This is a genomic window from Corallincola spongiicola (assembly GCF_004284785.1).
In the GTDB taxonomy this organism is placed as follows: Bacteria; Pseudomonadota; Gammaproteobacteria; order Enterobacterales; family Neiellaceae; genus Corallincola; species Corallincola holothuriorum.
In genome coordinates this window covers 436,354-462,003 of the sequence record NZ_SHLY01000002.1, presented here as the reverse complement: position 1 = coordinate 462,003, position 25,650 = coordinate 436,354, and the positions used below count along the sequence as shown (strand labels likewise).

23 protein-coding genes are annotated in these 25,650 nt (G+C 51.0%); 13 read left to right on the top strand and 10 right to left on the bottom strand.

Annotation, left to right across the window (positions count from 1 at the left end):
- The first annotated feature begins 362 nt into the window (after nucleotides 1-362).
- Together gltB and EXY25_RS07805 are read left to right on the top strand one after the other, a co-directional pair.
- Nucleotides 363-4,826, top strand: coding sequence for a glutamate synthase large subunit (gltB, locus tag EXY25_RS07810; protein ID WP_114337067.1), 4,464 nt, complete (start codon nucleotides 363-365; stop codon nucleotides 4,824-4,826).
- A gap of 13 nt (nucleotides 4,827-4,839) precedes the next feature.
- Nucleotides 4,840-6,255 carry an FAD-dependent oxidoreductase gene (locus tag EXY25_RS07805; RefSeq protein WP_130566338.1) on the top strand — a complete coding sequence of 472 codons (1,416 nt, stop codon included), beginning with the start codon at nucleotides 4,840-4,842 and terminating at the stop codon, nucleotides 6,253-6,255.
- A gap of 132 nt (nucleotides 6,256-6,387) precedes the next feature.
- On the opposite strand, the gene EXY25_RS07800 is transcribed toward EXY25_RS07805, so the two are convergent.
- Nucleotides 6,388-8,838 (bottom strand): carbohydrate-binding module family 20 domain-containing protein, encoded by a 2,451-nt coding sequence (locus EXY25_RS07800; protein ID WP_130566337.1) that lies wholly within the window; start codon nucleotides 8,836-8,838, stop codon nucleotides 6,388-6,390.
- A 461-nt stretch (nucleotides 8,839-9,299) separates the two neighbouring features.
- Between EXY25_RS07800 and mtnN the strand changes: the two genes are divergently transcribed.
- From mtnN to EXY25_RS07780, 4 genes are all read left to right on the top strand, one after another.
- Nucleotides 9,300-9,998, top strand: coding sequence for a 5'-methylthioadenosine/S-adenosylhomocysteine nucleosidase (mtnN, locus tag EXY25_RS07795; RefSeq protein ID WP_114337064.1), 699 nt, complete (start codon nucleotides 9,300-9,302; stop codon nucleotides 9,996-9,998).
- Nucleotides 9,999-10,038: 40 nt separating this feature from the next.
- Entirely contained in the window at nucleotides 10,039-11,028 is a 990-nt protein-coding gene (locus tag EXY25_RS07790) for a cobalamin biosynthesis protein CobD/CbiB (protein WP_130566336.1), read from the top strand.
- Nucleotides 11,029-11,181: 153 nt separating this feature from the next.
- On the top strand, nucleotides 11,182-11,802 hold the full coding sequence (locus EXY25_RS07785; protein ID WP_114337062.1) for a trimeric intracellular cation channel family protein: 621 nt from the start codon (nucleotides 11,182-11,184) through the stop codon (nucleotides 11,800-11,802).
- 156 nt (nucleotides 11,803-11,958) lie between these two features.
- Nucleotides 11,959-12,300 (top strand): hypothetical protein, encoded by a 342-nt coding sequence (locus tag EXY25_RS07780; RefSeq protein WP_130566335.1) that lies wholly within the window; start codon nucleotides 11,959-11,961, stop codon nucleotides 12,298-12,300.
- Nucleotides 12,301-12,307: 7 nt separating this feature from the next.
- Here EXY25_RS07780 and EXY25_RS07775 read toward each other — a convergent pair whose 3' ends face one another.
- From EXY25_RS07775 to tyrS, 4 genes are all read right to left on the bottom strand, one after another.
- Complete coding sequence (locus tag EXY25_RS07775; protein WP_130566334.1) at nucleotides 12,308-13,684, bottom strand: L-serine ammonia-lyase; 1,377 nt, start codon at nucleotides 13,682-13,684, stop codon at nucleotides 12,308-12,310.
- Between the two features lie 219 nt (nucleotides 13,685-13,903).
- Nucleotides 13,904-14,332, bottom strand: coding sequence for a universal stress protein (locus EXY25_RS07770; RefSeq protein ID WP_158537954.1), 429 nt, complete (start codon nucleotides 14,330-14,332; stop codon nucleotides 13,904-13,906).
- 16 nt (nucleotides 14,333-14,348) lie between these two features.
- Nucleotides 14,349-14,741 (bottom strand): fluoride efflux transporter CrcB, encoded by a 393-nt coding sequence (gene crcB / locus EXY25_RS07765; protein WP_114337058.1) that lies wholly within the window; start codon nucleotides 14,739-14,741, stop codon nucleotides 14,349-14,351.
- 196 nt (nucleotides 14,742-14,937) lie between these two features.
- Complete coding sequence (tyrS, locus tag EXY25_RS07760) at nucleotides 14,938-16,125, bottom strand: tyrosine--tRNA ligase (protein WP_130566332.1); 1,188 nt, start codon at nucleotides 16,123-16,125, stop codon at nucleotides 14,938-14,940.
- A gap of 139 nt (nucleotides 16,126-16,264) precedes the next feature.
- Between tyrS and EXY25_RS07755 the strand changes: the two genes are divergently transcribed.
- The 7 genes from EXY25_RS07755 to EXY25_RS07725 all read left to right on the top strand — a co-directional run bounded on the left by EXY25_RS07755 (nucleotide 16,265) and on the right by EXY25_RS07725 (nucleotide 21,618).
- Nucleotides 16,265-17,596 (top strand): peptidoglycan DD-metalloendopeptidase family protein, encoded by a 1,332-nt coding sequence (locus EXY25_RS07755; protein WP_407642901.1) that lies wholly within the window; start codon nucleotides 16,265-16,267, stop codon nucleotides 17,594-17,596.
- Nucleotides 17,596-18,717, top strand: coding sequence for an anhydro-N-acetylmuramic acid kinase (locus EXY25_RS07750; protein ID WP_130566331.1), 1,122 nt, complete (start codon nucleotides 17,596-17,598; stop codon nucleotides 18,715-18,717). The genes EXY25_RS07755 and EXY25_RS07750 overlap by 1 nt, the downstream gene beginning before the upstream one ends.
- Nucleotides 18,718-18,834: 117 nt before the next feature.
- Nucleotides 18,835-19,395, top strand: coding sequence for a cytochrome b (locus tag EXY25_RS07745; protein WP_130566330.1), 561 nt, complete (start codon nucleotides 18,835-18,837; stop codon nucleotides 19,393-19,395).
- A gap of 193 nt (nucleotides 19,396-19,588) precedes the next feature.
- Entirely contained in the window at nucleotides 19,589-20,068 is a 480-nt protein-coding gene (locus EXY25_RS07740; protein ID WP_130566329.1) for a DUF4304 domain-containing protein, read from the top strand.
- Between the two features lie 107 nt (nucleotides 20,069-20,175).
- A complete protein-coding gene (locus EXY25_RS07735) occupies nucleotides 20,176-20,457 on the top strand; it encodes a hypothetical protein (protein ID WP_130566328.1) in 282 nt (93 codons plus the stop codon).
- Between the two features lie 107 nt (nucleotides 20,458-20,564).
- A complete protein-coding gene (locus EXY25_RS07730) occupies nucleotides 20,565-21,218 on the top strand; it encodes a hypothetical protein (protein WP_130566327.1) in 654 nt (217 codons plus the stop codon).
- Between the two features lie 91 nt (nucleotides 21,219-21,309).
- Complete coding sequence (locus EXY25_RS07725) at nucleotides 21,310-21,618, top strand: hypothetical protein (RefSeq protein ID WP_130566326.1); 309 nt, start codon at nucleotides 21,310-21,312, stop codon at nucleotides 21,616-21,618.
- Between the two features lie 96 nt (nucleotides 21,619-21,714).
- On the opposite strand, the gene gltS is transcribed toward EXY25_RS07725, so the two are convergent.
- The 5 genes from gltS to EXY25_RS07700 all read right to left on the bottom strand — a co-directional run bounded on the left by gltS (nucleotide 21,715) and on the right by EXY25_RS07700 (nucleotide 25,569).
- A complete protein-coding gene (gene gltS, locus EXY25_RS07720) occupies nucleotides 21,715-22,938 on the bottom strand; it encodes a sodium/glutamate symporter (protein ID WP_130566325.1) in 1,224 nt (407 codons plus the stop codon).
- Between the two features lie 241 nt (nucleotides 22,939-23,179).
- The gene (locus EXY25_RS07715; protein ID WP_130566324.1) at nucleotides 23,180-23,521 is read right to left on the bottom strand and encodes a PBPRA1643 family SWIM/SEC-C metal-binding motif protein; all 342 of its coding nucleotides are present in this window, start codon (nucleotides 23,519-23,521) and stop codon (nucleotides 23,180-23,182) included.
- A 39-nt stretch (nucleotides 23,522-23,560) separates the two neighbouring features.
- Nucleotides 23,561-24,295, bottom strand: coding sequence for an RluA family pseudouridine synthase (locus EXY25_RS07710; RefSeq protein ID WP_246019525.1), 735 nt, complete (start codon nucleotides 24,293-24,295; stop codon nucleotides 23,561-23,563).
- A 135-nt stretch (nucleotides 24,296-24,430) separates the two neighbouring features.
- On the bottom strand, nucleotides 24,431-24,778 hold the full coding sequence (erpA, locus tag EXY25_RS07705; protein WP_114337047.1) for an iron-sulfur cluster insertion protein ErpA: 348 nt from the start codon (nucleotides 24,776-24,778) through the stop codon (nucleotides 24,431-24,433).
- A 56-nt stretch (nucleotides 24,779-24,834) separates the two neighbouring features.
- Nucleotides 24,835-25,569, bottom strand: a complete 735-nt coding sequence (locus tag EXY25_RS07700; protein ID WP_114337046.1) for a DUF6776 family protein — start codon at nucleotides 25,567-25,569, stop codon at nucleotides 24,835-24,837.
- Between the last annotated feature and the right edge of the window lie 81 nt (nucleotides 25,570-25,650).

Below are 25,650 nucleotides of genomic sequence, written 5' to 3'. Positions count from 1 at the left end.
ACAATTTCCCTTTTGCCCCAGCAACAACAAACTTCAACCATTTGCCCTTTCAGCACGATAAAAGTTGTTATTTTTCATCTTTGCCCCGCTACGCTACTACCCAACAGATAACAACAAAGCAGCAAAACAAATAGGCTAACAACCTGTTTTAATGCAGGTTATCTTTGATCTGCCCCAAACAAAGCGGCCATTTTAAGTGATGGACTTCACATTGTTTTAACATTACATTAGTTGTACTAATGTAATGCCCTTTGCGGATCTTTCTTTTCATCAGCTCGAATTTCTACCGCAAAACTGGTCTAAAAATAGATAGTCAGCCGGAATAAATCATCGGGCTGCATTCTGCCTGCATGGGAGGTTTTATGAGCTTGTACGACCCGTCTTTAGTCAAAGACAACTGTGGATTTGGGTTAATCGCCCATATGGACGGCGAACCCAGTCATCGTTTGGTACGTACCGCTATCTCCGCTCTGGATCGAATGACCCACCGAGGCGGCATCGCCGCTGACGGTAAAACTGGCGATGGTTGTGGCCTGTTGATGCAAAAGCCAGATGCGTTTTTTCGCGCTATTGCTGAAGAAAACGATTGGCATTTAGGCAACCACTATGCCGTCGGCATGATTTTCCTCAGCCATGACGACAACAAAGCCCAAGCGGCGCGGGATGTTTTCAGTGAAGAGCTGCAACAGGAAACGCTGGAAGTCGTCGCCTGGCGTCCGGTACCGACAGATAATAGCTGTCTCGGTGAGATCGCCCAGCAAACAGTACCCTGTATCGAACAGGTGTTTGTCAATGCCAACCCAGGCTGGAGCATTCACGATATTGAACGTCGGCTCTATCTAGCGCGCCGCCGCGCGGAGAAGCGTTTGGCTGATGACAGTGATTTTTATGTGGCCTCGCTCTCCAACTTGGTGATTGTTTATAAAGGCTTGATGATGCCTGCAGACATCCCCAACTTTTATACTGATCTGGCGGATATACGCCTGCAATCTTCAATCTGCCTATTCCACCAGCGCTTCTCAACCAACACAGCCCCCCGTTGGCCGCTGGCACAGCCGTTCCGTTTTCTCGCCCACAATGGTGAAATCAATACCATTGAAGGCAACCGCCAATGGGCAAAGGCGCGGAGCTATAAGTTTAAGTCACCGCTGCTCCCAGATTTGCAAGATGCCGCCCCGTTTGTCAACGAGTCCGGCTCTGACTCATCGTCCCTCGACAACATGCTAGAACTGTTTTTGGCTGGCGGGATGGATCTGTTCCGTGCCATGCGTTTGTTGATCCCACCAGCATGGCAGTCTCATCCGAAGATGGATAAAGAGCTGAAGGCATTTTACGACTTCAACTCTATGCATATGGAACCCTGGGATGGCCCGGCAGGTATTGTTATGACCAACGGTCGCCATGCCGCCTGTAATCTGGACCGAAATGGTCTGCGCCCCGCCCGTTACGTGATCACCAAAGATGGCTTTATTACTCTGGCCTCAGAGGTGGGGATCTGGGATTACACCCCAGACGAAGTGGTGGATAAAGGGCGCGTCGGCCCCGGTGAATTGCTGGTAATCGACACCAAAACCGGAAAACTATGGCGCTCCCGCGAGATCGATGACGATCTAAAAACTCGCCACCCTTATGCCCAGTGGCTCGATAAGAGCTGCAAGCGCCTGATCCCATTTGAGGAGCTCTACGCTAAACAAGCGGTTAAGCGACAACTCGACGACGACCAGCTGAAAACCTATCACAAGCAGTTTGGCTTCAGTTTCGAAGAGGTGGATCAGGTGATCCGCGTACTCGGCGAGGCTGGTCAGGAAGCCACAGGCTCCATGGGCGATGACACACCAATGGCGGTTCTTTCCAGTCGCTCACGGAGCATTTATGATTACTTCCGGCAGAAATTTGCTCAGGTAACCAACCCGCCGATCGATCCGCTGCGGGAAAACCACGTGATGTCGCTGGCTACCTGTATTGGTCGTGAACAAAACGTGTTTAACGAAACCAGTGGTCACGCCAAGCGCGTATTGTTCGACTCCCCTGTGCTGCTCTATTCTGATTTCCAGCAGTTGCAGGACTTAGATGACACCCATTACAAGCCCTGCACTCTGGATCTTAACTACGACCCAGGCAAGCAGGATCTGCAACAGGCGATACAGGCGTTAACCGACGAAGCCGCAGCCAAAGCAAGTAATGGCTCGGTGCTATTGATCCTTTCCGATCGTCAGCTCAACAAGGATACTCTGCCTATTCCTGCAGCGATGGCGGTGGGTGCCGTACAACGGCGTTTGGTCGATGACAATCTGCGCTGCGACTCCAATATCGTAGTAGAGACCGCCTCTGCCCGTGACCCACATCATTTTGCCGTGCTACTCGGCTTCGGCGCGACAGCTATCTACCCCTATCTGGCGTATGAAACGCTGGCCGAACTGGTCGACAGAGGCACGCTGGATATCTCGAAACAGCAAGCGTTGGTCAACTACCGTAAGGGGATCAATAAGGGGCTGTTTAAGATCATGTCGAAGATGGGGATCTCGACCATTGCTTCTTACCGCTGTTCGCAGCTATTTGAAGCAGTTGGCCTGCACCAGGATGTCGTCAACCTCTGCTTTAAAGGTGTCGTCAGCCGAATTCAGGGCGCCAATTTTGACGATTTCCAACAAGATCTGACCAATCTCGCCCGTGTTGCCTGGCTGAAACGTAAGCCGATCGAACAGGGCGGATTACTTAAATATGTCCATGATGGCGAATACCACGCGTACAACCCTGATGTGGTCGCGACCCTGCAACAAGCCGTAAAGACAGGTAGCTACAGTGACTATCAGGAGTATTCACGACTGGTGAATGAGCGTCCGGTAGCCACTCTACGTGACTTGCTGGAGCTTAAGGATGACTGTCAGCCGATCGAGATCGACGCCGTAGAACCGGCGGAAGAGCTCTACAAGCGCTTTGATAGTGCCGCCATGTCGATAGGTGCCCTATCCCCGGAAGCCCATGAAGCACTCGCTATCGCCATGAACCGTCTAGGCGGCAAATCCAACTCAGGTGAGGGTGGTGAAGATCCCAAGCGCTATGGCAATGAGCGGGTCTCCAAAATCAAGCAGGTCGCTTCTGGCCGTTTCGGGGTCACTCCGCACTACCTGGTCAATGCCGAAGTGATCCAGATTAAGGTTGCCCAGGGGGCGAAGCCCGGTGAAGGTGGTCAGCTACCTGGTGAGAAGGTTAATCCATATATTGCCAAACTGCGTTTCTCAGTACCTGGCGTCACGCTGATTTCACCACCTCCGCATCACGACATCTACTCCATCGAGGATTTGGCGCAGCTGATCTTTGACCTTAAACAGGTCAATCCCACCGCCACCATTTCGGTCAAATTGGTCTCGGAGCCAGGGGTAGGCACGATCGCCACCGGCGTCGCAAAAGCCTACGCCGATCTGATCACCGTCTCAGGCTACGATGGCGGCACGGGGGCAAGCCCACTGACCTCAGTGAAATATGCTGGCAGCCCATGGGAGCTTGGCTTGGTTGAAACGCAACAGGCGCTAGTTGCCAACGGATTGCGACATAAAGTGCGGCTGCAGATCGATGGCGGCATGAAGACCGGCCTGGATATCATCAAAGCCGCCATTCTCGGTGCCGAAAGTTTCGGCTTTGGCACCGCACCTATGGTCGCTTTGGGTTGTAAGTACTTGCGTATCTGTCATCTCAACAACTGTGCCACCGGCGTAGCAACACAAGATGAAAAGTTACGCCGCGACCACTTTATTGGTCTGCCTGAGATGGCGATGAACTACTTCAAGTTCGTCACGCAGGAAGTGCGGGAGATCATGGCCAGCCTCGGGGTCGCAAAACTCACCGATCTGATCGGTCGTACCGATCTGTTGGAGGTTGTTGATGGCTTTACCGCCAAGCAGAGCCGCTTGGCATTGGAGCCGTTACTGGAAACCTTTGAACCAAAGAACGGTGCTGCACCCTATCATCAGGAGCTAAACCCACCGCACGATAACGGTGATCTCAACAAACAGCTACTGGCCGATATGCAAGACAGTATCGACGGCAAATTGGGCGGTTTTGGCAATTATCCAATCCGCAATACCGACCGTTCAGTGGGAGCCCTGCTCTCTGGCTATATCGCCAGCAAGCATGGCAACCAAGGCATGGCAGGTACTCCGATCCAGTTATCATTTACCGGTACAGCAGGTCAAAGCTTCGGCGTCTGGAATGCGGGCGGCCTAGAGATGGTACTGACCGGTGATGCCAACGATTACGTCGGCAAAGGGATGGCGGGCGGTAAACTGGTTATTCGGCCACAAAAAGGTTCGGAGTTCCTCTCCCACCAAGCCACGATTTGCGGCAACACTTGTCTCTACGGTGCTACCGGCGGCCGCCTCTATGCTGCGGGTAAAGGCGGCGAACGATTCGCCGTACGTAACTCTGGCGCCATTGCTGTGGTTGAAGGGATCGGTGATAACGGCTGCGAGTATATGACCGGCGGTATTGTCACCGTACTGGGTAAAACGGGTGTTAACTTCGGCGCAGGAATGACCGGTGGTTTCGCCTATATCTTTGATGAGCGCGATAACTTCAAAGTGCGGATGAATCCAGAACTGGTCGAGATCGTCGACATGAGTAAGATTACCATCCACCACGAACACCTGCGTGGCATGATCAATCAGCATTTAGATGAGACAGGCAGCTCGCGAGCCCAGGAGATCCTGGATAACTTCGAAGCCTACCTGCCACTGTTTAAGCTGGTGAAGCCAAAAGCGGCAGATATTAAAGCCCTGCTCGGCCATCGTAGCCGCAGTGAAGCAGAACTCATCGTCGAAGCGCAGTAAGGTAGGAATACAGATGGCTAAGAATGTTTATCAGTTTGTCGACGTCGATCGTGTAGACCCGCCAAAAAAGGCGATAGAAACGCGACGAGTAGAGTTTGTCGAGATCTACGAACCGTTCAAAGATGATCAGGCCCGTAATCAGTCTGATCGCTGCCTTGAGTGCGGTAACCCCTATTGTGAGTGGAAGTGCCCGGTGCACAACTACATCCCCAACTGGTTGAAGCTGGCCAACGAAGGGCGAATAGAGGAAGCAGCAGAGCTGTGTCATCAAACCAACAGCTTGCCCGAAGTCTGTGGTCGGGTCTGCCCGCAAGATCGCCTGTGTGAAGGCGCTTGTACGCTCAATGATCAGTTTGGCGCAGTCACCATCGGCTCGGTGGAAAAATATATCACCGACAAAGCGTTTGCCATGGGCTGGCGCCCTGATATGTCGAAGGTAGTGTGGACAGATAAGAAAGTCGCTGTCATTGGTGCTGGTCCTGCAGGTTTGGCCTGTGCCGATATTCTTATCCGCAACGGTGTAAAACCCGTGGTATTTGATAAGTACCCAGAGATCGGTGGCCTGCTAACCTTTGGTATTCCAGCGTTTAAGCTAGAAAAAGAGGTGATGACCCTGCGCCGTAAAATCTTTAGCGAGATGGGCATCGAGTTCCAACTGGAAACCGACATCGGCAAAGATATCCCGTTCCAACAACTGTTGGACGATTACGATGCAGTCTTTTTGGGCATGGGCACATACAAGTACATGACCGGCGGTTTTCCTGGCGAAGAAGCTACTGGCGTTTATGACGCGCTGCCTTTCCTGGTTGCCAATACCAATCGCCAAATGGGTTTCGAAAAGGATCCAGCTGACTTTATCGACATGGCAGGCAAGAAGGTCGTGGTGCTTGGTGGTGGTGATACCGCCATGGATTGCGTGCGTACCTCGGTACGCCAACAAGCGGAGCGTGTGATCTGTGCCTACCGTCGTGATGCGGCCAATATGCCGGGGTCACGGCGAGAAGTCGTCAATGCCCGCGAAGAGGGCGTGGAGTTTATGTATAACCTGCAGCCCACCGAGATTGTGGTAGATAGCGCAGGCAAAGCAACCGGAGTGAAGATGGTGAAGACCCAATTGGGAGCACCAGATGAACGCGGCCGTCGTCGACCAGAGCCGATCCCAGGATCAGAGCATATTCTGGAAGCTGATGCCGTGATTCAAGCATTTGGTTTCCAACCCAGCCCCTCGCCTTGGTTTGCTGATTTTGGCATTGAGCTGGACGATTGGGATCGTGTGAAAGCACCGGAAAATGGTGAATACAAATTCCAGACATCAAATCCGAAAGTATTTGCGGGTGGCGATATGGTGCGGGGCTCAGATCTAGTCGTCACAGCGATCGCTGAAGGCCGTAACGCCGCCGAAGGGATAATGGATTATTTAAACGTCTAACACGACCTGGCGATGGCCATAGTTAGCATGGCCATCAATAAAAAAGCCCGCCAATACACTGGCGGGCTTTTTGTTAACGAAGAAGCGGTTCACCCAGACCAAAATGAACCAACAACGTCACGAACTTAGGTTTTAAAACTGACCCTCAGTCTGATAATGGCTATCAGTGCCAATTGTCAGCTGATTATTGTCACCAGATTGCCACTCCACGCCAGCAGTCGGGTTGTTTTCCTCACGCTTAACACACTTCCACGCCAACGCAGTGTTGGTCGGCAGCGATAGTGCCCCCTGCCATGTCGGATAAGCGTCAGAGCTCAACAGGAGAGCAGCAGCTGGATCCCAGTTTCCAAGCTCGGGCTGATTACCCACGACATAGACGCTCTGCCCTGGATATGTTTCACCGTTGAAACAGCGGAAAGTCACCTCACTGGTCGGCGCCGCATTCACATCGCGCCATGTCACTGTCAGAGGCGCTGATACACTGCTCCCTTCAGTAACAACAAGGTAGTAACTCCCCGCTGGCAAAGTGATGCTGGCATTGTCACCACCGCTAGTCAGGGTCGCTGATGCACCGATAGCACCGCCACCCCAGTTAGTAGCCCAGTCATTATTCAGCACTAACTTGTAAGGTGACGCATTCAGGCCACCAGTGGCAACCACCAACTTGCGCCACTGACCGTTTCCGATATAGGTCAATGCCCAAGCTTCGTTATCCATCATCCAATCATCGAAATCAGCACCACTGATTTTCAGATTAGCTGAGGCACCAAACACACTGTCACTCTGATCAGCGGAGATCACCTGCCAATCAACCTGCAGTGGCGCATTGGCATTATCACCTTCCGTCACCGTCAGACGGTACTCACCTGCAACCAAAGAGACTTTGGCATTGCCACCATCTCTTGCCAGCGCAACGCTCACACCGTCACCACTGCCACCCCAGTTCGTTGCCCAGTTCGCATCTAATACCAACTTATACTCACTGTCCGTCAAACGCTCAGGCACGGTCAAGGTCAGTTCCCAAGTGTGGTCATCAACCAAAGTCAGTTGATTCTGCGGCACATACAATGTCCACTCACCAAAATCAGCACCGGCCAATGTGAGTGATGGTGCATCACCAAGCACAGAGTCAAAGCCCTGCTGCGGCTCTAAGAGCGAATCAATCGCTGTCTGCAGGTTAGGTAGAGGCCCGATACGACGTGCTAGATCGCCGGTTTGAGGCGTCCCTGTTTCGCTAACCAAAGCGCGTACTTGCTCGGGCGACAAAGGGGCACCTAGCTGCGACTTGGCGATCCCTTGCAGTACGGCAACAGAGCCAGTCACGATAGGAGAGGCACTTGAGGTGCCACTAAAGTATGCGGTATACCAGAACTGTTCATCTATGCTCTGCAGGTCACCATAGCCCATGGTTGTCACAAACTGACCCCAGCCGTGGGCATCAATACGCTCACCATGGTTAGAGAAACAGGAGGGTGAGCGTTGGTCGTAATCACTGGCACCGACCATAATCGCGCCAGAATCACGCACCTGCTTATCAAAGATACCGTTGAAAACCGGCGCATCCAGATTCACATCACCGTTACCGGCAGCTTCCACCACCGTGATCCCCATATCCGTGACCATACGGATGGCATCGAACACCGCTTGGTAATACTCCATCGGAACATAGTGACACTGCCCCTGGTTACAGGTACAGGCGGTGCCATCATCAGGGCCACGGCTATGCAGCTCAATCAAGATCACATCACCTGGTGACAGATGGCCTGCGGCCTGCAAAATAGCGTTGGAGGTAGAGTAGCTACCAATGCTGACGTAACCCATTTCAGCCTGATTCGCGATCCCCGTAACACCGTAGTTGTTATCCATGCCACCGATAACGCCTAACACTGCGGTGCCATGGTTGCGCCAACTCGAATTACTAATCTGTGTGCCCATGGTTAAGAACAGCGCAGGCATATCTTCGTGGGTAACATTCCAGCCCCCTTCGATATCGACCACTTTGATCTGCTCACCGCGGCCACCAGGGAAATCCCATGCATAACGCGCATTAATGCCGTTGCTGCCGCTATTCAGATAACCCTGACGAGATTCAAAATCTGGGGTAAAGATCAGCGGTGTGACGACACTGTCAGAGTCTGTTGTAGCCAGCTCAGGTACAGGTTGCACATAGGCCAGTTCAACTTCTGGCAGCAGTTGTAACTGCTGATAGAGTTCAGCCAGTTTCTGCCGGTCAGTTTGAGGACTCAGCGGTAACTCGTAATAGCCTCCCAGACGAGTCATGGGGTCGAGTATCGGCGCACTGATATTTTGTTGCAGCCCCGACAGTTCGGTGGCGGTAAACAGCGGCTTTGCTTCAAGCTCCGCAGACGCAAACAGCGCGCCCATATTAGCCACCAGATCCTCATTACTGGGCCCACCGATACCGCCAGCCGAATGAGCTAGCTTGAACACCAGGCGTTGCAACGGGACATCAGCACCATAACCTAAAATTTCGTTACTGTTATCTGGGGGATCGTTCGCCCAAACGGAACCGGCGAAGATCAAAAGTGACAATATGATTGAAGGTAACATCAAACATTTCATAGAAAGCTCCTTGCTTAAAACCGCGACATGTATTTCCACTACAGAGGTTTCTGTTCACGCCCCAACAAAATACAGCCGTGACAGCGTTCCCCTTATCTGGGGCTTTCGTCGCCACGCTCTCGTTGTAGGTCGCTCAAGCACGCGTTCTTTGACACGTTCAATCTTTGAGGCTTGTCACAGTTCCAAAAAATGTGAGCGATATCAACTCCTACCAGTTATTGATAATTAACTAATAAATAATAAGTTAACTGAAAAAATGTTCGATAAACCATTTGTTATCAGGCTGTTAATGGGATCGCTACCATAGAGATAACAAGCTAAATAAGTGTATGATTTTTTTATGTCAGAGCAATGTCATTTCGCTTTCAAGCAGCATTTCATAGAAGAAATTCAACCATCTATGTTCACAACCCCTTCTAATAGCTAAAATAGTCAGATACTTATCTAAGAGACTTAGCCCTATGAAAATCGGCATTATCGGCGCCATGGATCAGGAAGTGACTCAGCTGCGTTCACAATTAACGCCAAGCGACAACGTGATCAAAGACGCAGGCATTGAGTTTTATCCTGGCGAGCTGCACGGGCATGAAGTGATCTTGCTTAAATCGGGTATTGGCAAGGTAGCTGCAGCCATCTCCACCACCCTGTTACTGGAGCGTTTTGCTCCCGATATTGTCATCAATATCGGCTCTGCCGGTGGTTTTGACCCGGCACTTCAAGTCGGCGATGTGGTGATCTCCAGCGAAGTGCGTTACCACGACGTTGATGTCACGGCCTTTAACTATGAGCCGGGACAACTGCCAGGGCAGCCTGCAGCCTTTACCCCTGCGGCAGATCTGGTGGCGCTTGCCGAACAAAGCCTCAACGCCGTTGGTGAAGCCAAGGCGGTCAAAGGACTGATCTGTAGCGGTGATATCTTTATGGCCGATCCGGCACGGGTAGAACAGGCTCGCGCGTTATTTCCAACCATGGCCGCTTGTGAAATGGAAGCCGCTGCAGTAGCGCATGTCTGCCATCAATTTTCTGTGCCCTTCGTGATTATTCGGGCGCTTTCAGACATCGCAGGCAAGTCCAGTCACCTCTCGTTTGAGCAGTTCCTCGACAAAGCTGCTCATCACTCCTCATTGGTGGTCGCTGATATGCTCAAGCGATTGGCATAGAAGATCGGTAAAGCAACACTGAACAGGTGGTAAATAGGGCGTGGATCAAGCATTGTTCATCGGCTGGTTAGGTTTTCTAACCACACCACTAACAATATTGGCTGTACTGGCCTTAAGCCGTGTCGCGCCCATTCCCCCCCACTACCACCCACTGACCCTGCTAAGTGGCCTCGCCAGCAATTTACAGAAAAAAGTCTATCCCAATGCTGAGCGCCCCGTACTGCAGCAGCAGATCGCCGGCGCGCTCGGCACATTGATGCTGATTGCGCCATCATTAATCATATTGGCAATCATCGGCATGGTGTCTGAGTTCCCTGTGCTGTGGAATGCACTGTTGCTGTACCTGGCTTTGGATTGGGAACAAACTCGGCGCACCGCCATACGAATAGCCGCGCAATTGGAGAAAGGCTACAAGCTGCAGGCCAGAGAGAGCCTCAACAGCTTGGTGCTACGACAATCGGGACGGCTATCCTCCATGGGGATCGCAAAAGCCTGTATAGAAACTCTGTTACAGCGTGCAAACCTGCAGCTGTTTGCCGTACTGTTTTGGTTTGCTGTCGGCGGTGGTTTGATGGCCGTGACTTACCGCGCTCTGCGCGAACTGGCGATGGTATGGAATGGCAAAGATCCTTTCTTTAAACAGTTCGCCTCGTTGCCTGCCGCACTGACGATTCTGATGGATGCCATCCCTACGCGACTGTTGGCCTTTAGCTACGCGCTATCCGGATCACTCAAGCCTTGGTTTAAACTCAGCTACCACTGGCAAAAAACGTTTCCTAACAATCACGCAGGATTGCTGCTCAGCTGCGGTGGCAGCGCCCTAAAGCTAGGCTTAGGTGGACCGCTGTACTACCAACAACTGAAACAGCAGCGGCCGCGACTGGACACGGGGGCCGAGCCACAAGCCCTCGACATTTTGCGCACCCTGCGCCTAATTAATAACGCCATCAGCTTTTGGCTGGCGATCACTCTGGTTATCGCTCTGACCATTGGTCTGCTTAGCCAATTGTTACCATCTCTACCCAGTTGACAAAAATGATTCACTTTTCAACGGCTCAGGCACTAAACTCATCGCAGGCAGTTCAGTTTTTGCAACTGCGCTGGTCACATATAAGTTTGGTATAGCGGACATTGCGACAAGCAAACGCAGCGATAGTTTTGCAGTAGACGATCAGGTATAGCAATGACAATTCTTTATTGGCTCAACGTAATTGGTCTTGCGGTGTTTGCCATTTCAGGTGCACTGATGGCGGCACGATTAAAAATGGATCCCTTTGGTGTGGTGGTTCTGGCGGCGCTCACTTCAATCGGTGGCGGTACCATTCGAGATATCATTTTGGACGTGCCACAGGTTTTCTGGATCGAAGACCCTAGCTATTTAAACACCATCATCATTACCGCCTTAGTCACCATGGTGTTTGTTAATTATCTACACCGTATTCCCGAGAAATTACTACTGATCGCCGATGCTGCCGGTTTAGCACTTTTTTCCGTACTCGGTGCGCAAAAAGCGCTGTTGTATGGTGCGCCAGGAGAGATAGCCGTGGTTATGGGGGTTATTACTGGCGCTGCAGGCGGTATCTTACGGGACGTTGTTTGTCGACAGATCCCTATGGTATTGCGCAAAGATATATACGCCACGGCCTGCTTACTCAGCTGTGTTACCTACACCGGCTTGCTTCTAATCGATGTCGACGATCTTACCGCGTCGTTAGTGGGGATTGGCGCTGGTTTTATCTTAAGATTGGCCGCGATCCAGTGGCATCTGCAACTGCCAGCCTATCAGTTGAGAAGACGATCATGATCAAATTGCTTAGGATTTCCTGCAACTCTCGCGCACTGCTGTGGTCTACCAACCAGACTTAATTTTTGCTGGTGGAAACCAGCCCATGGTTGTATGCGCACAATGATTATCAGTTGTACTTTATTGTTATCCTGGTTTGCAGCCGCGGACTCATGGATGCCGCTATCTTATGCCGAGCAACCCACTCGCGGTTTCAACCGTCTGATCTCTGAATCTGAAGCTAAGCAAGAGAATTGGGTCAAAGACAGCGAACAGGTAGCATTGCACTACCTTGGAAATCCAGATGAACTGGAGATCCTGCAGCAACAGGGCGACGGCAAACAGCTTGAACTCACGGTACGCCAACCACTGGATCGAGCCGGGGTTGAGTCCGCTCTGTACCTGCTGCAGTTAAAGAAAACCGCACAAGGCACCTGGCAATTACAGAACGCCCGCATGGCTTGGCGTTGCAAAAACAGCAGCAATTTTGATACCCGCCGCTGTCAGGCGAACTACTAAGTCACAGTTAACAGAGCACGATATTGACCGCTAACCCCCCTAAAGCGGTCTCTTTGTACTTTGACTGCATATCAGCGCCTGTCTGTCGCATAGTTTCTATCACCGCATCCAACGACACCCGATGTTGACCATCACCCAACAATGCCAAGCGAGCGGCATTGATCGCTTTGATCGCCCCCATCGCATTCCGTTCAATGCAAGGCACCTGTACCAATCCTTTGGCGGGATCGCAGGTCATGCCCAAATGGTGTTCCATCGCCATTTCCGCTGCATTTTCAGCTTGCGCCACGCTGCCGCCTAACACCGCACACAGGGCGCCTGCGGCCATCGAACTGGCGACACCAATCTCACCCTGACACCCCACCTCCGCCGCTGAGATCGAGGCGTTACGCTTGTAAAGCCAACCAATCACCGCCGCAGTCAGCAGAAACTCCCGTGCTCCGGCATCTGTCGCCCCTGCGACAAAACGCAGATAGTAGGCTAATACCGCAGGGATCACCCCCGCCGCCCCGTTAGTCGGCGCCGTTACCACTTGCCCACCATTGGCATTTTCTTCATTGACCGCCAACGCAAACATGCTAACCCAGTCCATCAATGCCAATGGATCTTGCTGCAAACTACGTACTTTTAAACGTTGATGTAGCTGCGGTGCCCGACGCACCACCTGCAAACCACCAGGCAAGATCCCCTCCTGTTCACAGCCTCGTTCGATAGCACTGAGCATCACCCGTTTGATCAGATCCAGATGTTGATCAATAGCCGCATCGTCACAACCTAATGCCCGTTCGTTGCGCCGAGCAATCGTTGCTAATCTCACCCCTTCGTTTTGGCAGATTGTCAGTAGTTGGGCAGCGTTATCAAACGGGAAAGCTCGATGATCAAACTGCTCAGCTTGATCAAGATTAGCAATATCATCGGCAGAAACGATGTAGCCCCCTCCCACCGAAAACCAGGTTTCCGTCAACAAGCGATTACCGGCTTTATCGTCCGCGGAAAGGCGCATGCCATTGGGGTGGGCAGGAAGAAAAACATCACAATGGTAAAGAATATGACGCTGTGGATTGAAATGGATCGGCAGGCGATCAGCCAACCGTAATTGATGCCCGACTTTCACCGCAGCATAGGCTGCTTCAGCAACATCAGGTTCAAGGGTTTCCGGTTGCATCCCCAGCAACCCCAAGATCAACGCCTTGTCAGTGGCATGCCCCTCTCCGGTTAATGCCAGCGAACCAAACAGTTCACAAGAGACCGAGTAGACCTGCTCCCCGTGCTCCGCCATCAGGCGTTCGGAGAAAGCGGCGGCTGCGAGCATTGGCCCCAAGGTATGAGAGCTTGACGGGCCAATACCCACCTTGAACATAGGCAACACACTGAACGGTTCCATCAGACCAACCTCATCAACACACAAAAGCAACGTGTTTAAGTTTAGACAGCAGAATCAGCTTATCTTTCTGTGATGACTCTATATAGCTCTGACGGAAAAGGCAGGGGAAGAGGTAAACATTGCCCGTTGCAATAGCAGGCTCTGACGGCAAGTTGCCGTTACAAATCAGCCTGCAACGGCTCTACTGGGGGAGATCAGCCACGGCAGACAACAGCCAGTTCAACTGGTTTCCAGTGTTACCAACAGCAGGTCGCTGATCACATGGCCAGCCAGTGATTGTCCGGTATGCTGAGTAAACCAACGATGATCCATATGCTTACCCGCAACTAGCAGATCGGCTTCAGTGGCAGTGATCACTTTATTCACCTGACGATTCATCTCACCACTCATGAGCCATTGCCCAGTCACCGGATAGTCGACATTGTCGCTAATAAACTCGGCCATCATCTGTTGGCGTTTAGGTTGAATACGCGCTGACAGGTCGAGTCCTAACTCAATCTCTTCCAAAGAGGAGTCGCCGATCCCGGGTTCCACCATCACAAAGGAGAGTTTAGCGCCGTAGGCACGCGCCAGCGCCGCCCCACGTAAAGCCACTTTTGCCGAATCCACACCTAAATCGATGGCGACTAAAATATGTTTGTATATCACCGACAGCTCCCCCTGTTTAGACGCCCGCCGATTTGGCAAACAACTGATAACCAGCCCAAGCGGCAAACACACAGCCCACAACATTCAAGCCAATATTCATCGCGAACTTCAGCCACTCCCCCTGCTGCATCAACACCACATTGTCCATAGAGAAGGTAGAGAAAGTGGTCAAAGCGCCTAGAAACCCCAGTCCAACCACAGGACGCCACGGCGCAGCCACCAAGGTACCGTTTTCCAGCAGGGCAAACAGGCCTCCCATCATCAGGCTACCGGCAATATTCACCGTCAACGTGCCATAGGGAAACCCTTTACCAAACAGTGCCACACACCATTGTGAGACAAGAAAACGGCCACAGGCACCGAATGCGCCGCCCAGTGCAACAAAAGCTAAGGTGGTCCACTGCGACATAAAGGCAGGCTCCTGAATTGCAAAGATAATGTACGAGATGAATCGCTTAACAACCCGCTTGGCCAATGATAATGACCAATTTACAACGAGTTGCAATCACTGGATCATAGCATCCCAGCAAAGCGATGCAGTGACAACGCCAAGATCGAGAAACAAAAAACGGGCCGTAGCCCGTTTATCCAGTCAACGTGCCTGATTAAGCGAGTGTAATGCGGGCAAACTTACGCTTACCAACCTGATAAACCGCCGTACCGGCAGTCAATTCCACTTTCGCGTCAGCCACTTTGTCGCCATCAATCTTCACTGCGCCCTGTTTGACCATCCGCAACGCTTCCGATGTACCACCTACCAAGCCCGCTTCTTTCAGCAGGTTCGCCAGCGGTAAGCCGATGTCAAAACTGAACTCAGGCATCTCATCAGGTATCGCGTTCTTCTGAAAACGCTGAATAAAGTCCTGATGCGCACCCTCTGCTGCGGCTTCGTCGTGGAAACGAGCAATGATCTCTTTCGCTAACAAGATCTTATAATCACGCGGGTTAGCACCATTGGCGATCGCCTCACGGAACTCCGCCAACTCGCCCAACGGACGGAAGCTCAACAGATCAAAGTAATCCCACATCAAATCATCAGAGATAGACATGATCTTACCGAACATATCGTTCGGCGCGTCACTGATGCCGATGTAGTTATTCGCCGATTTGGACATCTTCTTGACGCCGTCCAAGCCAACTAACAGCGGCATCATCACCACACACTGGGCTTTCTGACCGGCATCTTTCTGCAGTTCACGCCCCATCAGCAGGTTGAACTTCTGATCGGTACCGCCCAGTTCAACATCCGCTTTCAACGCTACTGAGTCATAGCCCTGCAATAACGGGTACATAAACTCATGGATGGCAATCGGTTGGCTATCGGCATAACGCTTCTTAAAGTCATCACGCTCTAACATGCGCGCCACGGTTTGCTTGGAAGCCAAACGGATCATCCCCTCAGCACCCAGCTCGTTCAACCAGCTTGAGTTAAACTCGATGCGGGTTTTATCCGCATCCAGGATCTTAAAGATCTGCTCTTTATATGTTTCCGCGTTCCGCAGTACGTCTTCACGAGTCAAAGGGGGGCGCGTGCTGTTTTTGCCTGAAGGATCACCCACCATGGCAGTAAAATCACCGATCAGGAAAACCACCTCATGCCCCAGCTGCTGAAACTGACGCAGCTTATTCATGATCACCGTGTGACCCAGATGAATATCCGGCGCAGTCGGATCGGCACCCAGCTTAATAATGAGTGGGCGACCTTCTTTGAGCTTGGCCACCAACTCCTCTTCTACCAGGATCTCTTCGGCGCCTCGCTTGATTTCGGCCAATGCCGCTTGCCAGTCACTCATTAGGATATTTCTCCGTGAAAACTATCAATTCAAAATTCAGGGGGGGATTGTACGAAATGGCGCCGCAAAGGGAAACAGTGTATGCTGGGCGCGATAGTTGCATTGGCGTTATACTAGTCAATGTACCGGTTTTATAGCGATGTACAAGCAAGATCCTGATATGAATGCTTATATTGAACAGCTGCCTAAACAGCACAAAGTACTGGTAGCCATTATCAGTGTCATTACCCTACTGCTGCTTTTTATGCCGGCAGAAGACGCCAGCGCTTCCCGTAACACTGAAGCGTCACTAGAGCTTGGCAAGCGTTATCCCCTGCCGCTGGAAATCGCCCCCGTTGACGATGCCGTGCAACAACAAGCGAACCAGCCTGCACCACTGCCAGAACTCAGCTGGCAAACCTTTACCGTGAAAAGCGGTGATTCACTGGCAAAGATCTTCCAGCGTGCCGGTTTCAGCCCTCGCACCCTGCACAACATTGCCAACTTAGGTGACAGCACCAAGGCACTGAAAAAAATCCATCCCGGCGACCAGCTTAAATTTGGCGCCGATCGTGATGGCCAATTGATCCAGCTGGTTTATCCGCAGGACAAGATCAACACCTTGACGGTGACCCGTTACGACGACACATACGTTGCAGAGCAACACGCCAAACAGGTCGAAACCCGTACCAATTTTGCCGCCGCAACCATCACCAGCAATTTCTATAATGCCGGAGTGGATGCAGGCCTTAGCCCAAATCAGATCATGAGCCTGGCAACCATTTTTGGCTGGGATGTGGATTTTGCTTTGGACCTGCGTAAAGGCGATAGTTTTAGCGTGATGTACGAAGAGCGCTTTGCTGATGGTGAGATGGTTGGCGAAGGCGCTATTGTTGCCGCAGAGTTTATCAACCAAGGCGACAGCTTTCAGGCAGTACGCCATACCGACGGCGTATATTACTCTCCTGACGGTAAAGCGATGAAGAAAGCTTTCCTCCGAGCGCCGGTTAACTTCAAGTACATCAGTTCCAGCTTTAATCCGCGCCGCTTGCATCCGGTCACCGGCAAAGTGCGTGCTCACAATGGCATCGATTACGCAGCTAAAACCGGTACGCCCGTCATGGCTGCGGGTGATGGCCGGGTAACCAAATCAGGTTACAACAAGCTCAATGGTAATTATGTTTTCATCAAACATGGCGAAGGCGTGATCACTAAGTATCTGCACCTGCATAAGCGTCATGTAAAAACCAACGCCAGAGTCAAACAGGGACAGAAGATTGGTACTGTCGGTGCAACAGGCCGTGTGACTGGCGCGCACCTGCATTATGAATTCCTGGTAAACGGCGTGCACAGAAATCCTCGCACCGTGAAGTTGCCCGATGCTAAACCGATCAAAGCCAGCGATAAAAAGTCATTTATCGCCCATGCCGAGACCATGATCTCGCAACTCAATGCTAACCGTCGCCTACTACTGGCAATGCAGCAGGGGTAATGGCCGGTTACTATATTGGCCTAATGTCCGGAACCAGCATGGATGGTATTGATGCCGTGCTGGTGGACTTTTCACAACCCCAACCCGCTATTCTCGCTAGTCACCAGCATCCGCTACCGGAACAGCTGGTGTCTGGTTTACACCAGTTATGCCAACCCGCAGCCAATGAGATCAATCGCCTCGGCGCGATGGATCGAGAGCTAGGGCAGTTGTTCGCTGAAGCGGTTAATGCCCTTCTGGCAAAAACCGATATTCCAGCCAGCGAGATCATCGCCATCGGCAGTCATGGCCAAACTGTACGTCACCACCCCCACAGCTGTAAGGGCTTCACGCTACAACTGGGCGATGCCAACACTATCGCCGTAGAAACCGGTATCGATGTGGTCGCCGATTTCCGCCGCAAAGATATTGCGCTGGGTGGCCAGGGCGCACCGCTGGTGCCCGCTTTTCACCATGCGCTATTGGCTAGCCCTGAGTGCGACCGCGTTATTCTGAACATAGGTGGCGTCGCCAATATCACCTGGTTACCCGCCACTGACCACACCGTATTAGGGTTTGATACCGGCCCCGGAAACACCCTGATGGATCAGTGGTGCTTAAAACATCAAGGCAAGCCCTACGATAATAATGGTGAATGGGGCGCCACAGGGACGGTGAGCAAGCCGCTGCTGAAACAGCTATTAAGTGAAGATTACTTCGAGCTGCCAGCACCAAAAAGCACTGGCCGTGAACTGTTCAACCTGTCCTGGTTGCAGCACCGATTAGACACCTTCAGTGCCTTACCAGCGCAAGATGTACAAGCTACATTGTGTGCTTTAACCGTACACAGTATCGCCGAACAGATAGCACAACTGCCGCTCGCGGATAACAAGCAACCCGCGGAACTCTGGATCTGCGGCGGCGGTGCCCGAAATGCACAACTGGTATCAGGGTTGCAGCAAGCCCTGCCGCTGCTGAGTGTCGCGCCACTGGACGCCCTAGGTGTTTCTGCCGACGATCTCGAGGCCCTGGCGTTTGCCTGGCTGGCCTACCGCCATATTCACCGCTTGCCCGGTAACCTGCCGGCGGTCACTGGCGCGAGTCGCCCAGCCATCTTAGGCGCGCTATTCCCCGCGGGCTGACATTTCCCGCAAACTGACATTCCCTGCAAACTGACATTCCCTGCAAACTGACAAAGCAACTTCTACCTTCTAGGCTTCTGATACAACACCACACATAACCCAAACAAGGTGGTTGTTATGCAACGAGACACACCGAATAAATTTAGTCCCAAGACACTCGCCTTGCACTGGATCGTTGGACTGATGATGATCGCACTCTTAGCCATCGGCGTTTTCATGGTCGAAACAAAAGCCTATGCCCTCTATCCATGGCACAAATCATTTGGCTTTATCATCTTCTTCATTGTCCTTATTCGCGTGTTCTGGCGAGTCACCAATGGCTGGCCAACCCCCGCCGGGAAATATAGCCAGATAGAACACCTGCTGGCGAAAGTAGTTCACTGGGCGCTGATCCTCGGCACTGTGTTTATGCCCATCTCCGGCGCTATCATGTCGACAATGGGTGGCCATGGCTTAATGGTATTCGGCATGGAAATCGTAGCAATGAATCCCGATCCTGCGGATCCGAGCAAAGTGCTCCCCCACAATGCGGCTATCGCTTCTTTTGCTCATGCCTGCCACAGCTGGCTCGGCTATCTGGTTATCGCCGCCGTTGTGCTGCATATCGTCGGCGCACTTAAGCACCACATCATCGATAAAGACGGCACCCTGAAGCGCATATTTGGCGCAAAAATCTAGCCCTTGATTTAGCTTCTGGATGTGACATCAGCCAATACACAGGTAAAAACAGCAGGTTATGATGCGATTATGAAACCTAATGAGACGTGATAGATAGCATCGGTGGGATCGATAGACATAGATCCATTATCTGATTAGGCCTACGATGTATAGCTATCTAGCGTTATGTGTTTGAGGAATCCCGAGGAATCTAATGTCAGCGAAAATCAGCAAGATGCGACAGGATTCATTGAAGCCGGCCTTCAAATCTGAAGGGTTCAAAAAGAAAGGCGCTGCATGGGGTCTTGTAACCGACGAGATGGGAAAACTCTTCAAAATTCAATGCTCTCAAAACAGCGATAGGATTTACTTCAACATCGGTATTTACTTGCAAGCTCTTGGTAAGGTTGAGTTTCCACGCGAGGTTGATTGCCACGTGCGCTGCAGGCTTGAGCAATTTTTGGCATCCAAAGAAGACATCTTATCTTTCTATGAATTAACGGATTTCGAGAACTGCCCTGACCCGCAGGAAAGGGTTAAGGAAATATCCAAGCTAGTGACTAGCAAAGTGATGCCTTGGTTTAGAAAGCTAAACTCGCCCTCAGACATAGTAGCGTTGCAAGAAGTCGCTCCAACTATGTTCTGGAATAATGGTAAAGAATTACTTGAAAAGCTTAGTGAAAAACACACATAGCAAACCAACTCACGCGGACGGCTTTTCGCAGGCTTTCGTCGCAGCGCTCCTTAGCTTAGCCTGCTCAATCCGCCCATGGTTGGGGCGTTATATTTTTGGTGCGTAGATTGAACGATTCACAGCTATTTATTCTTTTTATCTCTATGTTTTTTGGTTTTTTTGCCGGTACGAAAGCGGTAAGAAATCTAAAGTCACAACCGAAAGGTGCGGCCAAAGTGTTTGCGTTATGTATTGGACTGATTGCTTTTACTGCTTACCAGTATTTTCAATATCAAGCAGCGCTCGAAGTTGGCGGGGAGATCGTTCAAATAATGAAGCCGTTCTTTTTTGGGTCAGTAGGTTTTGGCGGTATTCTCGCCTGTGCTGGATACAGAATGGTCAAAATATAACAAAGCAAGTCACTAACTCGTCGCTTTGCTCCTCGGGGACAACGAACACGACGCGGCAAGCCGCTGTCCGTGCTTGCGGCGTTAGGCATCTAAAAGGAACTTAGACATTGAAGCTATTTGCAGCACTAATTAGTTTTTTAGTTTGTACCGGTTGCTCCACCCTTAGTAAAACAACAAACTTCGAAATTGAACCCTCTCCACAGTATCAGAGAACCTATGTTTACGATTGGTGTGAAGAAAACCAGTCTGCATTAGGTGTATTTGGCGAGCATTGTTTTGGAATTTACAACCCTCCTCTATATTCTTTCCCAGTCGATGACGGTTTTCTGGTTATCTACCCACTACTTTTGAGCCACGAAGAGCTTTCAGCTGGTCCATTGGGTTTACCGATCATCCCTTTAGGAAGCAATGAGGCCTCGGGTAGTGAGGAACAAAATTTGTACTTCCGGTTCAGAACCTACTCAAAGGCCGGAAACTTTGATATTGCTCCGGTGAAGATTTCGATTTCGAATGCTAATAATGGATCTTGTGATATTACCGAAAGCTCGGAGGATGCTATTGGCAAAGTTTATACCTGCGTGGTTAGCCTTAAAGCTGGCGAACACCAAAGACTAAGTGTTAACTTGAAGCTCAACAATAATTCTGCTTTTGATATCTCCTATGTTTTGTCGGAATTTACTAGTTACCGACCTGTTGTTGCACCCAATGGACCCGCTAGAGATGAGAAGCCATTCATTACAGTAGTCGGTCCCGATGCCTAACAAACCAACCCATGCGGACGGCTTTTCGCAGGCTTTCGTCGCTTCGCTCTGTAGACTAGCCTGCTCAATCCGCCCATGGTTGGGGCGTTAAATGTACTTGCAGATGAATGGCGTTGACTTAAAACCCGCAGCAATAATGCTCACTGCATGCCTCTTAATTGGTTCAGGGATCCAGTACTTCACTGGGTTCTACTGGCTAACAGCAACATTGCTGGTTATGGTCGCAGTTTTGATTAATGGCCTCATCATGTTCAACGAAGATCTTGATGAAGGAGGATTTAATCATCAAGAAGGAGTGACTGACACGCCTGAAGCGAAAGCAGAGCAAGGTAAAGCCAACAAAATTCAGCTGGCAATAATAGTTCTACTTATCATAGGTGCGGTGTGGTCATACATTTAACAAGTGAAAGCACACGAACTGGGCAACCTTGTCGCTTTTTTTGTACCAAAAAAACGCCAGCGTCATTCAGCTATCACATCAACTCAATGCAACTGCTCAATCAAGAAACCCAATGTAGCCCTGCAACACAATCAAATTCACGATATCGATAAAGAAAGCGCCCACCACAGGGACAACGATAAATGCCTGCGGTGAGGGCCCATTGCGCGCGGTGAGCGCACTCATATTCATCACTGCCGTCGGGGTGGCGCCCATACCAAAACCACATTGTCCGGCAGAGATAATCGCGGCATCGTAACTTTTACCCATGGCTCGAAAGGTCACGATAACCACGAAAGTGATAACCAGCAGGGTTTGTGCGACAAGAATAACCAACAAGGGCAATGCGAGGTTAAACAGTTCCCACAGTTTCAAACTCATTAGCGCCATCGCCAAAAATAGCGTCAGGCATAGGGTACTCACCACATCCAGCACTTCGTTGTTAATAGTGTAGAGCTTGCTAACGTCGAGCAGATTGGAGAGCACCACACCAATAAACAAGGCGTAAACAAATTGCGGCATATTTAGCCAAGGAATATCGAGTGACACCACCCAGGTTTGCAACTCCATTGCACCCACAGCACAAAGCAGCAACAAAAACAGTATTTCAGCCAAATTGGTGGCCGACACACGGTCTTCTTCGCGGCGGTCGTAGGTCATCACCTTTTTATCTTTCAGGTGGTGATTCTCTTTGTGGTTATAGCCTTCCCTGAGTTTATATTTGTTGATCAAACCCTGCCCTACAGGGCCACCCACCACACCACCAATGATCAAGCCAAACGTTGCGGCTGCCATGGCGAACTCCATCGTATTCAGGCCATAGTTTTCAGCAAACGTCTGCGACCAAGCCGCACCTGTTCCGTGGCCACCAGAGAGGGAGATAGAGCCCGCCACAAGTCCCATCAAGGGATCTAACCCAAGAGTTGCAGCTAACCCCACGCCGACGGCGTTTTGCAGGATCAGGAATAGCATCGCCAGCAGAAGTAAGACAAAGACCTGACGGCCCCCTTTTAGCAGCATTTTATAACTGGCAGAGAGCCCTACCGCGCTGAAAAAGAACAGCATTAAAATATCTTTCATCGGCACACTGAATTCGACCTGGATCCCCTGATACTTCAGCACCGTAACCAGAACCGCGACCACCAAACCACCGACAATCGGCTCAGGGATATTAAACTTCTTCAGTGCTGCAATCGAAGAGCAAAGGGCTCGACCGATAAATAAAACGAGGATGACAAGAATAAAAGAGTGCAACGCGCCGATCTGATAAGTGGTTTCCATCGATATCTCTCAAAGACAATGAGCTAAGCGTAACGAGAGCACCAACAAACTAAATAGTGCAGTGGTGATTTAAGCGTAGCCCAAAACTAAAAGTGATTAAGTTAAGTCTCCGGTTAATATAGGAATTGTTGAGCTAGCGCGGCTCTATCGCAGATCGTTGCAGGCAAACCGTTGGCAGGCAAATTGATGAGTGCAGCACACCAAGCCTAAGGCTCGGTGTCCCCACCTAAGCCAATAACCGCTAGCCACAGCACTTTTTATATTTCTTGCCGCTGCCACAGATGCAGGGCTCGTTGCGGGCAGGCACTTTCTCAACTTTAACCGTGTCACTTTTAGCCAATAACACAGTCAGTGCGGCAATCGATTCTTCAGCACCATCACGCGTGTCGACAGTGACTTGACCATACAGCTTTGCCTCCGCCAGTTGCGCTTCGATCTCTTGTTTGCGCTCCTCACTGGTGACCACCAAGCTAAGAGGAAATTTCTTGCTGCCAGGCTTTTGGTTGGCTTTGGTCTGGTAACCTGACTGAACGTGGTTAACCCGCGCATCCTGACGCCCTTTGAAGAAAAATTTATCTGACATGTTCTGTTCCTGATCGCTGAAAATGGGTGGTTTAAACAGTTAAAACGGACAAACGCTACGGCCATGGATCGGCAAACCACTGGTGGGATGCGCAAACTGTAATTCTGTCGCATGCAGCAATAGCCGTTCAGCCATAGGTTCACTGCGTGAATTTTTATACAGATCGCAACCCAGTATAGGGTGCCCTATGGCTTGGCTGTGGATCCGCAATTGATGAGTTCGGCCAGTTTTTGGGGAAAAACGCACACGGCAACGATCTGGCTGCTGCAGGCGTTCTAGCACTTGATATTCACTTCGCGCGGGCTTGCCGCTCTCTGAGCATACCTTGAGCAACGGAAAATTGGGCTTGTCTTTGGCAATAGGAAGGTCGATAACGCCCTGCTCATTCTCCAATTGCCCCTCTAAAATAGCGATATAGCTTTTGCTGACACTACGGGCCTGAAACTGCTTGCTGAGCTCAGCCGTGGCCCGCTTGTGCAACGCTGCCACCATGATCCCCGACGTGCCAAAATCTAAGCGATGAACCAGCGCGGCAGTTGGGAAAGCTTGCGCCTGATGTTCATCGCTGACTTTCTCTGATAAGCCCTGTAGCTGTCCCGTTACCAATCGGTAATGCACCGAGTCTTTATTCAGCGGATTTTTTCCGGACAAGCTAAGTAAGCCACTGGGCTTATCGAGCAACAGAATGTCATCATCCTGATAAAGAATGCGGATCTCACCATGACATGGTGGCGCAATAAACTCATCGACAGGAGCTGATGGCGAAACAGTCACAATCACAAGCGCCTATAGGCAGCAGAAAGGGCGCGCATTATCGCACGGACTTGCCTCACTCGGCTAAAAAACAAACCAGCGGCTTGCTAAAGGAGAAAATCAAAAGGCCGCCAAAGCAATGGCAGCCTATGGAATTTAGACTGAGAACGAAGAGCCACAACCACAGGTCGTGGTAGCGTTGGGATTATTAACAAAGAATCGAGAGCCTTCCAGGCCTTCGGTGTAATCCACTTCCCCACCCACAAGATATTGCAGGCTCATCGGGTCGATCACCAAGGTGACGCCCTCTTTGTCGATGGTGGTATCACCTTCGTTCACTTTTTCATCAAAGGTGAAGCCGTACTGGAATCCAGAACAACCACCACCAGTAACATAGACCCGCAGCTTCAGTGCTGGGTTTTCTTCCTCTTCGATCAGGCGCTTCACTTTATGCGCAGCTGATTCAGAGAATCCGATCGGTGTGGCCTCGGCGGCTAACGACATTTTTAAACCCTTTTCATCAAACAACGGCGAAATTATCTAATACCTGAGTGTTACGTTCAAGTATTGTCCAACAATTGTTGCCAGGTATACATCTTGGCGGTACTACTGGCTTTGCGGGAGCCACGCTTTGGCAGGCTCGCCCGGATCTCTACCCGCTCAGGCACAAAGCCCTCCGGCAGGGTAAAAGCACCTTCAATTTCCTGGAAATAACGGAAGCTGAATTTTTGCTGCTTATCGGTTAATCCGGCCAGTTCAGCGAGATTGAGCGTCGCAGGCTCGCCCGTCTGGCTGCCCTCAATGCGTAACTCTATCGCGCCTTTAGCAAACTGCTTCGAGCGTTTTAACTGCATCAATACCAGTCGAAAGCGGAAAAAGCCAGCGCTGGCAGTAGCACTAATGCCAAACTCATCGATCACCACGCCACTGGCTTCTTTTTCCGGTGCCATGATCTTGCGGTAGAAGGTCAGCTCGCGACGCTGCTCATAGATCTCGTTAAGGTGAGCAACCATCTCCTGCTGCATCGCGGCATTGGCCGCTTGCTCCACTTGCAATTCAGCGGTCAATCCTTCGATTTGGCTTTCTAACCTGACCTGCGTGGTAGCACCTTGGTCGGCTTGCGTCTGCCAGCCGTTCAATTGATTAAACAGTGAGGTTTTACCAAACTCACCGATCATCAGCCCCACCATTAGCGCACACCACACCCCCAGCAAGGGTTTGCGATGATCTCGCACCCACTGGAGAAAACTGATCGTCCCGTTACGAAAACGGTTTAAATTATCGTTATCATTCACTGATTCATGTAATCTATTGTTAATGTTGACTCATTATTGCCAGACTATGCACCTAATTAGGCATACAACACAGTCAAGCAG